Here is a 12,701-nt window from a genome sequence, read left to right on the forward strand (position 1 = left end):
GGGCGCCGCAGGCGGCGTCCCGGCCGGTCACAGGATGAGCGCGATGAAGACCAGGCAGCAGATGATGTTGATCAGCCAGCTGTGGGTGTTCATCCAGGTCCGGACCGCGGGCATGACGCGGACGGCGCGCCGGTGGAACAGCACCAGGACCAGCAGCGGCAGCGCCGCGATCAGGACGGTCGCGGCGATGAACGGCAGCGCGCCGCCGACGCCGAGGTCGTGCTGATCGAGGTGGGCCCCCACGGTCAGCATCACCACGATGTCCGACGGCATCAACACGATCACCAGGAAGCCGGTGGTGAGCGCCTTGCGGGGATCGGCGTCCATCAGGGTGCCGAGCCAGTGGGGCGGCTCGATCGTCTCCCGCTTGACGTAGTTCTTCAGCGCCGCGGCGATCAGGAGGATCACCAGCGCGATCTGCACGATCTTCTCCACCGATCCCGAGCCGTGGCCGCCGATCGAGTCGTCTCCGCCCACCAGGGCGAAAATGCCCCGGGTCACGGTGACTCCCACGGTCACGGCCACGGCCACGCCCAGGAGGAAGGCCAGGGAGACCCGCACCGGCCGCCTGGTGGTCACCAGGATGATGGCGGACATGATCTGCGGTCCGGCCATCATGGTGATGGCCAGCGGAAGTATCTGCAGATCCAATGGAAGCTCCCCCCAGAGATTCCGTCACACGCCACCATCTCCCCATACCCGCGGACCTCGGCGGCGACAGCACGGAGGCCGTAGGCAGTTCTACTTCGCTTGTAGCGGGTGGCGCCGGCAGCGGGCGTTGCGCCTGGCCCCATGGCGTGCAAAACGACGGCTTGTGAACATTGTGCTTTGCCTCCTTCTTTGATGCCCTGCCCGATCAGGGTCCGGCTCGTTTCTGTTGACAGCTTGAGGCAAAAAGAGGAGCTGCGTATCACCTGCAAGAGGTGATGTGAACGTCAAGGCCGGGACCCGGGCCGGCAGAAGTGGCGACATCCATTAGATAGGGGGATGTTCCGGCGACACGGTCGGGTGATGCTCCGAAGGGCCGGGGCTCCGACTCCCGGCGAACTCGATCAGGTTCGGGGGAGTGCGGGGAATGAGTGAGACACCTCTGGAGCTGCGGGGTTCGGTGCCGAACCTGCCGGAATGGGCCGTTCGCCGTCCTCGTCTGACGGAACGATTGCGGCGGGGCTCCAGCCGTCGCCTGACGGTGGTGAGCGGCCCGCCGGGCGCGGGCAAGACCGTGGCCGCCCTGGAGTGGGCCGCGGCGGCGTCGGGGCAGGGCGGCCGGCGCGTCCGCTGGATCACCTGCGACCAATCGACGGCGACCGTCCCGCGATTCTGCCGGAGGGTCCTCGAAAGCTTCGGATGCGCCGGAGCCGAGGTTCCCGCGTTCCGGGCCCGGGACGGGGAAACGCACGGCGACTCGCTCGTCCAGACGGTCGGCGCGCAGCTCGGCCACCTCGATCCGCCGGTCGTCCTGGTCGTGGACGACTTCCCCGCGGAAGCCGGCTCCGGCCCCGCCGAAGCCGTCAGCGGCCTGCTGCGTCACATCGGATCGGGGCTGCACCTCGTCGTTCTGACGAGGAGCAGCCCTCGGATCCTCCTCCAGCGGTATCGCCTGAGGGGCGAGCTGACCGAGATCGGGTACGACGAGCTCGCCTTCAGGGATGACGAGCTCGCGGCCGTCCTGGAGCAGCACGCCATCAGGCTCTCGGTCGCCTCCCGGAACAGGCTTCGGGAAAGCACCGGCGGCTGGCCCGCGGGCACCAGGATGGCCGCGATCGCCATGGCCGGCCGTCCGGGTTCCGCGCGCCTTGCGGAGGAGTTCGCGGGAGACCATCCCGCCGTCGTCGACTATCTCACCGAGGAGATCGTCGATGCTCAGCCGCCGGAACTGCGGCGGCTTCTGCTGGCGGCGAGCATCACCCGCAGGTTCAACGCCGATCTGGTGGCGGAACTGGCCGGCGAGACGGGCGGGCTGTTCCCCGAACTCGTGCGCCGGAACACGTTCGCCGTTGCGCAGGGGGACGGCTGGTTCCGCTACCACCCCATGTTCGCCCAGGCCATGCGGTTCATCCTCCGGCAGGAGTCACCTGGTGAAATGCGGGAGCTGCATTGCCGTGCGGCGGGCTGGCTGGAGCGGACCGGGAACCTCACCGAGGCGGTGGAGCACGCCGTCCAGGCCGGAGAGTGGAGCCGGGCCTCGCGGATGGTGGTGAACCGGTTCGCCATCGGACAGGTTCTCGGGCTCCACCCCGGCGGTTCGCTTGCCGGAGTGTTCGACGCCATGCCGGACGACGTCGTCTCCGGCGGCACGGACCCGGAGCCGGCGATCGTCATGGCGGCCGCAGCCACGGCCCGAGCGGACGACCGTGCCGCGGCCTTCGCCTTGAACCGTGCGAACGCGCTGCTCGGCTCGTCCCCACAGGACGAGGCATCGGCCGCACGGGCATGTCTGGTGACGGTCGAACTCTGGCGCACGGGCGTCCTCCCCTCGGCCGAGGCCCCCGGCCGTCCCGGAAAGGGCATCGCCCGGTTACAGCGATTGCCTGCCAGGATTCTCGACGAGCGGCCGGAGCTGGGGGCGCTGGCCGCCGCGAGTGAGGGGGCCGAACGCCTCTGGCACGGCGAGCTGCGGGCCGCGGCCCGGCTCTTTCGCCGGGCCTCGTCCGCCGCGGAGAATGTGGGAGGGGATCTCCAGAGGCTGTGCCGCCGGGGCGAGCTCGCGCTCACCGAGGCCCTGCTCGGCAACGCCGGAACGGTGTCCAGGCTCCTGAACGGAGCCGTGCGGGGGGAGGGAACGGCCGTGTCGCCGGCCGTCGAGCGGGACGCGGCAGTCCATCTGGCCTCGGCGTGGGTCCTCGTCGAGCAATGGCGCATCACGGCGGCCCGAAGCGAGCTCGCCCTGGCTCGGCTGACCCTCGCCGAGCGCCCCGGTTCCTTCCTGGCCATCGTGCACGGCCTGGTGACGGCCTGGGCCGACGTGGCGCAGGCCCAGCCGGGGCGCGCACTGGACACCCTGCACGCGGTCGAGATGATCACGCCACGGCCACGATGGCTGAAGCGGAGGCTGTGCCTCCTGGCCGCCGACGCGCACGCGGCACGGGGGGAGGGCCGGGCCGCGCGGCTCGCGGTGGAGCGAGCGGGCAGGACCGAGGGCCTCGATTCGCGGTTGGCTCTGGCCAGGGCCGCGATGAGCGACGGCGACGAGACGACGGCCGAGGCGGTGCTCCGCCATGCCCTGCGCGGGGTGGTGGACGCCCCCACCAACGTGCGCGTGGACGCGTGGGTCCTGGAGGCGGGGTTGTCCTACCGGAGAGGTGACCGGTCCCGGGGGCGCCGGTCGTTGGAGCGCGCGCTGAGGCTGGCCACCCGCGAGCAGATCAGACGGCCCTTCGCGATGTCGCGCGCCTGGCTGCGGCCGGTACTGCTCACAGATCACGAGCTTCTCCGGCCCTACCTGCGGATTCTCGAACCGTTGGACCTCCCGGCGGGAGCCGGTGAGGCACCTCGCGACAGGGACGACGCTCCGGTGGAGCCGCTGAGCGCACGGGAGTCAGACGTCCTGCACAGCCTGGCCCAGATGATGACGACAGAGGAGATCGCCGCGGACCTGTGCCTGTCGGTGAACACGGTGAAGACCCACCTGAAGAGCATCTATCGCAAGCTGGCGGTGACGCGGCGGGGCGAGGCCGTGCGGCGTGCGCGCCGCCTTTCGCTGTTGCGGCCGCCGGTGCCGTCGGAGCGTCGGCAGAACGGGTGACCAACGCCGCGGAGTCCGTGCCTGACCGACCGGCTCCGATCGATTGATCGATTTTTGATCGCGCCGCCTCTGGCGTGGTCGGCGAATTCGGACCTTCAATTAGGTGATCAGAGCTGCCTTGATCGGGGTCGGGTCAGAGGATCTCTTACCTTGCGATCGATCGTTCGATCTAGTAGCGTGCAGTCACGTTGCCTGAGGGCGTCCCGCGGACCAGGGTGGCCCGGCAGGCCCGTCGCGACCGGGAGGTCGATGATGGTTTCCGATACCAGCGCGGCTGGCCACGCTCCGGACGACGTCACCGTCGGGCCTGGTGGGCCGAGCTTTCACCGGGAGGTACGCACCCGGCCGCCGACCCGCGCGGTGCGCCGAGCCGTACGACGATCACGCCACCATGACGCGCCCGGTCCAGGGCGGCGCGCTCGACGTCCCGATGGCGGTGCGGGTGATCGGCGCCGCCGGCCGTGCGGCGGGCCCCCACCACGAGCCACCACCCCAGCGCAAAGGAGCACACCATCATGTCGAAGAGCCGGAGAAGGCCGCCGGGCCGCCTCCCCGTAGCCGTCGTCACGTTCGCCGTCCTCGCCACGGCGGCCGGCTGCGGTTCGGGCGCCTCCAACTCCACCACATCGAACGGCACGCCGAAGATCACCGTGCTGCGCTCCAACAGCGCGCTCTTCGAACCGCTCTACATCGCGCAGCAGCAGGGCTACTTCAAGGCCGCGGGCTTGGACGTGACCATCAAGCCAGGCGCGCAGGACACCTCACAGAACGCGCCGTCCGTCCTCAGGGGCGAGGCCCAGTTCGCGATGACCGACAGTTCGGGCTTCCTCAAGGGGGCCGCGAAGAACATGCCGATCCGGATCGTCACCGGGCTGGCGTCCGCCACCACCAGGACCGTCCCCACCGACGGCCTGCTGATCAAGAAGGGCGGCTCCATCGCGTCCTTCAAGGACCTGGAGGGCAAGACCGTTGGCCTCGCGGCGCTCGGTGGCACGTTCCAGTTCATCGTCGAGTACCTGACGGAGAAGAGCGGCGGCGACCCCAGCAAGATCAAGTTCGTCGCCCTGCCGACCCCGTCGCTCACCGACGCCGCCGTCAGCGGCAAGACCGACGCCGTCTACTCCTTCGGTGCCTTCTACGCGGCCGGGAAGCAGGCCGGACTGACGTCGATCGGAAACGGCATGAACGACCTTCCCGGCATCGCCCAGGGCATCCTCTTCTCCTCGCAGAGTTACCTGTCCGGCAACGCCGCGGTGGCGAAGAAGTTCACCGCCGCCATCGCCCAGGCCATCACCTACGCCAACGCTCACCCCGAAGCGATCAGGGCGGTCGACAAGCAGTACACCCAGCTGCCTCCGGCCTACATCGACAAGGCGCCGGTCTCCTTCTACGACAAGAACATCAACACGGCAGTGATGCGTACGGTGGTCACGAAGATGCACCAGTACGGCATCCTCAGCGGCGCGCCAAAGGACGACGCCCTCTACTGGGACGAGATCTCGGCCGCCCCCGCCGGCGGACGCCAGTAGAGGCGACGCCGTGGCCACCTCCACAACGCGCGGGCGCCGGGCCGCCGGCCAGGCGTCCCTCGCCCCGCGCGAGGGACGAAAAGGTCCGGGGCGAGGCGGACTCCTCCTGCTCCAACTGTCGGCCGTGGTGGCCGTCCTCGTCATCTGGGCGGCCTCCGCGGCGGCCGGCTTCGCGAGCTCCACGGCGCTGCCCGGCCCGGTCTCGGTGTTCGGGCAATTCCCCGACCTGCTCGGCAGCAATGCGTACTGGCAGGCGGTGAGCGACACCCTGGGCGGAGCGGTGACGGGCTTTCTCCTGGCGGTCGTCATCGGAGTTCCCCTGGGTCTGGTGACGGGGACGTACGCGGTGGCCGAAGAGTCCGCACGGCTGCTGGTGGACGTGCTGCGCTCGTTTCCCGTCATCGCGCTGCTGCCGGTGTTCCTGCTCGTGCTGGGATCGACACCGACGATGAAGAGCACCGTCGTCTTCCTCGCCTGCGTCTTCCCTCTGTTCCTCCAGGCCCAGTACGGCGCCCGGTCCGTACCTCCGATGATCGCGGAGACGGTGTACGGCTTCCGCGTCCCGAGACTGCTGCGTTTCCGCAAGGTGGTCCTCCCCAGCGCCACGCCCTCGATCATGACCGGCCTGCGGCTCGCGGGGACGACGTCCGTGCTCGTGGCGATCGGCGTCGAGGTGCTCACCACGCTGCCCGGGATCGGCCACGAGGTCGTCCAGGCGCAGCAGGGTGGCGCGTCGGCGTCGGCGTACGCCTACATCCTCACCGCGGGAGCGATCGGCTACGCGATCAACCTGCTGTCCCAGTTCGCCGAGACTCGGCTGTTGCGCTGGCGGCAGCCGAGGCACACCGAATGAGGCGGGTGGAGCCATGCCCCTGAGACCATCGGGCGCCTTCTGGACGTCCGCGCTCAAACAACTGTGGCTGCCGGTCCTGTGCGTCGCCGGGCTGCTGCTCGGCACCGCCGGAAGCACCAGTTTCTACTTCCCGCCGGCAACGGACGTGCTGGCCACGCTGTGGCGGGAACTCGTGCACGACGGGCTGGCGGCCGACCTGCTGTTCTCACTACGCAACATCATGGTCGGGCTGGCCATCGCCATCGTCGTCGGGGTCGGCGCGGGCCTCGTCATCGGCGAGATCAGACTGCTGCGACAGGCGACCACGCCTCTGCTGGACTTCGCCCGTGCGACCCCGACGGTGGCATTCGTCCCCGTCATCATCCTGACCCTCGGCATCGGCTCCGGCCCCAAGATCTTCCTGATCGCCCTCGGCTCCGTCTGGCCGATCCTGCTCAACACCATCAGCGGCGTGCACGGCATCAACCCGGCCGTGCACGAGACGGCGCACAGCTACCGCATCCCGGTGCGGTTGAGGCTGCTGAAGGTCATCCTGCCCGGAGCCCTGCCGCAGATCTTCGCGGGGACCCGCGTCGCCCTGTCGATCGCGGTGGTTCTCATGGTGGTCAGCGAGATCTACGGATCCCCGGTGGGGCTGGGACATTTCATCTTGCAGAGCGGCTCCGGCTTCGCCGTCCCGGAGGTCTGGGCCGGCACGGTGCTCATCGGCATCCTCGGCTACGCCCTGAGCGTTCTCCTCCTCGCGGCCGAGTACGCCCTGCTCGGCTGGTACCACGAGCGGCCGCCCCGCAACAGGCGAGCCAAGCCCCTGCCCCGGAACGAGGTCACGACATCATGAAACGCGGATCCAGCCTGGTCGTGGAAGACGTCTGCAAGACGTTCGGCCACGGCGCGGACGAGCACCGGGTGATCGAGGGCCTGTCACTCCGGGTCGACCCCGGCGAGTTCGTCTGCATCGTCGGTCCGTCCGGCGCGGGCAAGACCACGCTGCTGCGCTGTCTGTCCGGACTGACCCGGCCCAGCTCGGGCACCGTGCGCTACGGCGACCGGCCGGTCGTCAAGCCGCTGGCCGACATCGCGGTGGTGTTCCAGGACTACCGCGGTTCGCTGCTGCCATGGATGCGGGTCCGGGACAACGTGGCCTTTCCACTGGAGGGCATGGGCATCAAGCGGGCCGAGCGGCGCGAGCGCGCCGAGGAGTGCCTGGTCGCCGTGGGCCTCGCGGGCGTCGGTGACAAGTACCCCTGGCAGCTCTCGGGCGGAATGCAGCAGCGGGTCGCCATAGCCCGCGGCCTGGCGTACGAGGCGCCCGTGCTGCTGATGGACGAGCCCTTCGGCTCGGTGGACGCCCAGTCCCGTTTCGATCTGGAGGACCTGACGCTGGCGCTGCGGGCGAAGCTCGGCATCACCGTCATCGTCGTCACCCACGACATCGACGAAGCCGTGTACCTCGGTGATCGCGTCGTCGTCCTGGGCGGCCGGCCGACCACGGTCGTCGACAGTCTCACGGTCGACCTGGGCGCGGCCCGTGACCAGATCACCACGCGCGCCGACGCCCGCTTCACCGATCTGCGCACCCGCGTGTTGACCAGGGTCCGCATGGCTCAGGCGGGAGGCGAGCCGAAGCACACCGAGGCGCCGGACGCCGCCCGCGGGTAGAGGCTCCGCTCTCACCTGGGTCTCTCGCGGGCGTTCTCCAGGCTCTGCAGTCGCTCCGCCTCCTCTGCCGTGTGCAGACCGATCGCGACGAGATCAAAGGGGCTGACGAACCCGTCGCTGATGTGGTGGCCGCCCGCGCGCGCTATCGCGTCGCGCAAAGGCACGGCCCAGTGGTGCTCCAGCAGGAGGAGTGCCGCCGCGGAGCCGGGCGGGATCTCCTCCAGAACGTCCCACGCGTCCTCGGCCAGGATTCCCGCGGACTCGGAATCGGTGCCCGCCTCGGCCGCGGCCGGCGGCGCGATGTGCGGCTCGCCCTCGATGTCGAGACCGATCAGTGCGCCGATCCTGCTGCCTGTCTCGACGGCCTCGTCGTGAGAGAGCAGGCTGAGGTGTTCCACCTCCAGCCCGCCGCCTGAGTCCTTGAAGACGGCGAGCGCGTCGAGCACGCGGATCGTGTCGTCCGACCGAAGCCGTTCGAGTTCCACCACGATGTCGCGCTGGAAGCCAGGTCCGGCGAACCCGAGAGCGATCAGCTGGACGGGTCCGATCGGCATGGCAGCCTCACCTTCGCGGCCGTGGGACGACACGTTTTCCCTCCTCACCAGACGACCGTGCCACGCGGTTCCGGACCTCGCGTCACCCTCTCCGGGTGACCGATCCCGTGCCGCACTTGAAAACCTGCTCGGTTCGGGGATCCAACGGCGCGGCCGTCGAAGCCAGCCTTGAGGACACCACGGCAATGCGAGCGAAAGAGAAGGCGGATCATGGGAGAACGCGTGTTGATCGCCGAGGAGGAACTGCCCGTCTCCGGGTGGAGGGCGTTGCTCTACCCGGGCGGCGACTACTGGTGGATGCTGTATCTGTTCTCTCCGGCCGGGTCCCCGGTGATCCGCAGCGTCCTGAAGTACGCCACCGAGAGTCAGATGGTCATCGGCGCGCATCGGCAGCGCGCGGAGGCCGGGTGGCCCCTGGGGAGCGCCATCGTCAGAGGCGGTGGCCGAGCGGGATGGGCGTTCGCCTACGGGGCGGTCGGCGCGGAAGGCCCGCCGCGGGTGCGCTTCTCCCATGACAGGGTTCTCAGATCCTGCGTCGCGAGGGAGGCGGAGCCCCTCCTGCTCGGCGGGTCCGTCTGGCTCGCCGAGTGCGCCGGTGACTTCGATCAGGTGCGCGTCGACAGCGGCACGCGCTGGAACGTCCGGCTGCTGCTGTGAGACGACGTCTCCTGCTATCGCGGACGGTCACGCTCCAGCGCGAGCCGGGTCAGCTCGACGCGCGAGCCGACCTCCAGCTTCCGGAAGACATGCCGGAGATGGAAGGCGATCGTGTGGACGCTGAGGAACATCTGCTCCGCGATCTGCCGGTTGGTGAGGCCCTGGGCCGCCAACTCGATGATCTTCTTTTCGGTGTCGGTCAGGCTGGCCCAGCCCGACTTCGGCCGGGCCCGGCGCGACCAGTGCCGGCGCCGGACCCCGATCTCCCGCAGCCGGCTGCGCACCCGCGCCGCGTCCCGCACCGCACCGTGCCGCTGGTAGAGGTCGAGCGCCTGGTCGAGACGGTTCACCGCGTCCGGACGGGCGGCGGAGCCGGCGAGGACGACACCGCAGTCCTCAAGGGCCGAGGCCCTGCACCAGGGGTCCGGGCTCTGCGCCGCCTGATCGAGCATGGCCGCGTCCTTGCGGAGCAACCCGCGTGCGTGGGCCGCGGTACCGGCGAGGAAGGCGAAGCACGGGTTCGTCTCGGCGAGCTCGGTGGCGACGGCGACCACGCCCTCGGCCTGCGCCTGCGCGCCGCCGGCCAGCGCGAGCCGGACGAGCCAGGCGGCCGAGTCCGGCGCGATGACCAGCAGCCGGCGATACTGATCATCCGCGACGTGCAGGCGGGAGAGCAGGGCCGCGGCCGCTTCGGAACCGGACCAGGCCTCGGTGAACTGGGCGAGTACCAGGACGCAGCGCAGAGTGTCCGGAACGGCCTGACCCTCCACGAGCAGGTTCTCGAATCGCTCCAGATGGCGTGCGGCCGCCCTCATGTCGCCGCCGCGCAGGGCGGCCGTCGCGAGCACCGAGATCGCCGTGGGGGCGAACAGGTCGGCCCCGGTCTCGGTGGCCAGCCGGAGCGCTGCCGAGGCCTCGGCAGCGGCGTCGTTCGGCCGTCCGGTGGCCAGATGGACCCTGGCCTGCAGCGCGCTCACCCCGGCGGCCCAGGCATGGTGGTCCAGCGAGCTCCGCTCCCGATCGGCGGTGCGCAGGAGCTCCTGCGCCTCGTCGAGCCGGTGCACGTCACTGAGCATCGAGGCGAGGACGAGCCTCGGGTGGGTACGCCTGGCCTGGATCGACCCGAGCAGGGCCTGGCCCACCGCCTCGCGGGCGAGGCGCAGCGCCTCCCGCAGTTCTCCGCGGCCCCACAGGGAGGTGGCCAGCAGGATCCGGGCCGCGATGAGCGAGGCGTCGCCGTGCCGGTCGGGCTTGTCCAGGACGGCCATCGCCCGCTTCTCGCCCGCTCGCTCACCCGGGTCCGCCGCCATGGCCTGGAGGACCGCTACCTGGGCCTGGTCGCGCAGGTTGACGGGTAGCCTCGGGAAGGCCAGCGTGTCGTCGGCCTCGGACAGCGCCTCGGCCGGCCTGCCGCGCAGATGAAGGATCACCGAGACCGCGATCCGCAGCCGCGCGGCGGTGGGCATGGGCGCCGGCTCGGCCAGCGCGGCGCGGGCCAGCGCTTCGGCCTTCTCCAGATCTCCCGTGAGCGTCAGGGTCTCGACCGCCGTCGCGGTCCGGGCCAGCCAGTCCGAGTCCCGCTGATCGGTGAGCTGTAGCGCCCGTTCGGTCAGGTGGAGCGCGGTGCTGGGGGAGGTGGACAGCGCCTGCGCCGCGGCCCGGTCGAGCCGGGACAGCGCGCGGGCGTCGCCCGGCGGGGTGCCCAGGATGAGATGTTCCGCCGCCGTCTCCGACAGCTCGCCGCGTTCGAGGAGGATCTCGCCGATCTGGCGGTGCACCGCCTGGCGGACGGTCATCGGGATCAGCTGGACGATCGTCCGCCAGACGAGCTCATGGCGAAAGCACGCGGCCTGGGCGACCTCGATGAGCACCCCCTCGGCCATGGCCTCCTGAATCGCCGACAGCAGTTCGACCGGAGCCTGGTCGAGGAGTTCGGCCAGATCCTCGGCCGAGAAGCTCCGGCCGAGGATCGACGCCACCTCAAGTAGCCGGCGGGTGTCCGGCTTGAGGTCGTCCAGGCGACGCTGCACGATCATTCGAACACGCTGCGGAACCACATTGGAGATAAGGTTCGCCGAACCCTTGCTCACCTTGACGGCGTCTTCCTCCAGCAGGCCCTTGAGCAGTTCCACCAGCAGCAGCGGATTTCCCGCGGTCTGGGCCGCCAATGTCAGCAGCTCCGGGTCCGGCTTCGCCTTCAGCACGTCACCCACGATTTCCGTGACGGCCACCCCGTCGAGCGGGCCCAGTTCGACGTACCGGGCGCCCTCGTGGCGAAGACGGTCGAAAAGCAGATCGGCTTCGGTGGTCCTCGTCGCTGAGACTTGGCGGGTGAATATCCATGCCACTGGCGCGGTCGCGAGTTGGCCCGGCAGTATCTTGAGCGTGAGGAGCGTCGCCAGGTCGGCTTCTTGGACATCGTCCAGCCAGACCAGCACAGGCATGTCATGCGAACGCTTCTTCACGAGGCCGCGCAGCTCGTCGATCGCCGGGAACAGGTTCTCTGAGGCACCGGCCTCGAACGCACCTCCCACGGGCACTCCAAGCCCTTGAAACACCGAGATCAGGGAACCCAGCGGCGCGAGCCGTCTGAGCCCGGACGCCGATCCGCCGGCCACCGCGAAACCGCGACCGGCGGCCTCGTCCACCGCCTTCGCGAGCAGTCGCTTTCTGCCCATACCGATCTCCGCATCGATGAGAAGCACGCCGACTCCTCTGTTCCCGACCCCGTCGAGGAGGTTAAGAACGGCTCTCCACTGGCTGTCGCGTCCTCGCATGGCATCGTCTCCCGAGCTCTTCCGGCAACTGGCATCACTACGCACCGGGATCGGCTCGTCCTTCTCCGGAGCTGATGCGCGCAAAGTCGCGTCTCCATGATTGTCTTGGAGATCTTATATGAGCATCCACTAATTGAGTTTGCAAGAGCAAACCTATTCGTCAGATGAGTCCCGGGTGCATGTGGCAGACCGGTCGGGAACTCCTGGCAGCACTTCATTATCGGCAGAAATCCGAGACCGAATTATCGCTCACCTGTTCGAGTTGTCCCATGATTTGCTTCGGTTATAACAGTCTCATACCGCGCCGGTAAATCATTCAGTCGGGTAGCGGTGATTCGCCTGGGGCCGCTTCCTGGCGGGATGCGCTGCGCGGCCGTCCGGTTCCCTGCGAATCGTGGCCGCCAGAGGCGATCACCCCTGGCGGACCGGCCGGAGCGCCGCACCGGGGACGGCGATGACTACACCCTTTGAGGATGTGACGGGGTGTCCCCGTGGGGTCCCATGGGACTCGCGAAATCCGATCCCGGACGTCTCGCTACGGGAGTTGACCATGATCCTGTCGCTTCAGACCCGGCCCGTGGAGCAGATGGCCGTCGTGTACATCGGTGGTGAGGTCGACCTCGCCTGTGCGGACGGCATGCGTGGCCACCTCATGGCGGCGCTGCGCACCGCCGGACCCGGTCTGGTCATCGATCTCGCCCGCGTCGAGTTCATGGACTGCGCGGGCTTGGGGGCGCTGGTCGCCGCCCGGGGCAGGGCCAGGCTGATGGGGAAGCAGCTGTTCCTCTCCGCCGTGCCGGACAGGATCCGCCGGATCATCCGGCTGGGCGGGCTGGACGACGCGTTCACGTTCTGCAACGGGGCTCCCGCCCAGGAACGGAGCCTCTTCTGAGGAGTCTTCGCGCAGGAAGCCCCACGAAACAGAAG

General features: G+C 69.5%; 10 protein-coding genes. 7 read left to right on the plus strand and 3 right to left on the minus strand.

The window, feature by feature from the left end:
- Window positions 1-27: 27 nt before the first annotated feature.
- Complete coding sequence (locus AMA02S_RS04470) at window positions 28-651, minus strand: GAP family protein (protein ID WP_067451951.1); 624 nt, start codon at window positions 649-651, stop codon at window positions 28-30.
- Between the two features lie 424 nt (window positions 652-1,075).
- Here AMA02S_RS04470 and AMA02S_RS04475 point away from each other — a divergent pair, with 424 nt between their 5' ends.
- From AMA02S_RS04475 to AMA02S_RS04495, 5 genes are all read left to right on the plus strand, one after another.
- The gene (locus AMA02S_RS04475) at window positions 1,076-3,745 is read left to right on the plus strand and encodes a winged helix-turn-helix domain-containing protein (protein ID WP_157430376.1); all 2,670 of its coding nucleotides are present in this window, start codon (window positions 1,076-1,078) and stop codon (window positions 3,743-3,745) included.
- Window positions 3,746-4,260: 515 nt separating this feature from the next.
- Window positions 4,261-5,274, plus strand: a complete 1,014-nt coding sequence (locus AMA02S_RS04480; protein ID WP_067451957.1) for an ABC transporter substrate-binding protein — start codon at window positions 4,261-4,263, stop codon at window positions 5,272-5,274.
- A gap of 10 nt (window positions 5,275-5,284) precedes the next feature.
- Window positions 5,285-6,127: an ABC transporter permease gene (locus tag AMA02S_RS04485; protein ID WP_084264593.1), complete on the plus strand. Its 843-nt coding sequence runs from the start codon at window positions 5,285-5,287 to the stop codon at window positions 6,125-6,127.
- 13 nt (window positions 6,128-6,140) lie between these two features.
- Window positions 6,141-6,965 (plus strand): ABC transporter permease, encoded by an 825-nt coding sequence (locus tag AMA02S_RS04490; protein ID WP_067451962.1) that lies wholly within the window; start codon window positions 6,141-6,143, stop codon window positions 6,963-6,965.
- Complete coding sequence (locus tag AMA02S_RS04495) at window positions 6,962-7,786, plus strand: ABC transporter ATP-binding protein (protein ID WP_067451965.1); 825 nt, start codon at window positions 6,962-6,964, stop codon at window positions 7,784-7,786. The genes AMA02S_RS04490 and AMA02S_RS04495 overlap by 4 nt, the downstream gene beginning before the upstream one ends.
- 11 nt (window positions 7,787-7,797) lie before the next feature.
- Here AMA02S_RS04495 and AMA02S_RS04500 read toward each other — a convergent pair whose 3' ends face one another.
- Window positions 7,798-8,340, minus strand: a complete 543-nt coding sequence (locus AMA02S_RS04500) for a hypothetical protein (protein WP_067451968.1) — start codon at window positions 8,338-8,340, stop codon at window positions 7,798-7,800.
- Between the two features lie 210 nt (window positions 8,341-8,550).
- On the opposite strand from AMA02S_RS04500, the gene AMA02S_RS04505 reads away from it, so the two are divergent.
- Window positions 8,551-8,997, plus strand: coding sequence for a hypothetical protein (locus AMA02S_RS04505; protein WP_067451970.1), 447 nt, complete (start codon window positions 8,551-8,553; stop codon window positions 8,995-8,997).
- 14 nt (window positions 8,998-9,011) lie between these two features.
- Here the strand turns inward: AMA02S_RS04505 and AMA02S_RS04510 are convergent, their stop codons facing one another.
- Window positions 9,012-11,702, minus strand: coding sequence for a LuxR C-terminal-related transcriptional regulator (locus AMA02S_RS04510; protein ID WP_067451971.1), 2,691 nt, complete (start codon window positions 11,700-11,702; stop codon window positions 9,012-9,014).
- Between the two features lie 622 nt (window positions 11,703-12,324).
- Here AMA02S_RS04510 and AMA02S_RS04515 point away from each other — a divergent pair.
- On the plus strand, window positions 12,325-12,666 hold the full coding sequence (locus tag AMA02S_RS04515; protein WP_067451974.1) for an STAS domain-containing protein: 342 nt from the start codon (window positions 12,325-12,327) through the stop codon (window positions 12,664-12,666).
- Window positions 12,667-12,701: the final 35 nt, after the last annotated feature.

Source organism: Actinomadura macra NBRC 14102, assembly GCF_001552215.1.
Classification (GTDB): Bacteria; Actinomycetota; Actinomycetes; order Streptosporangiales; family Streptosporangiaceae; genus Spirillospora; species Spirillospora macra.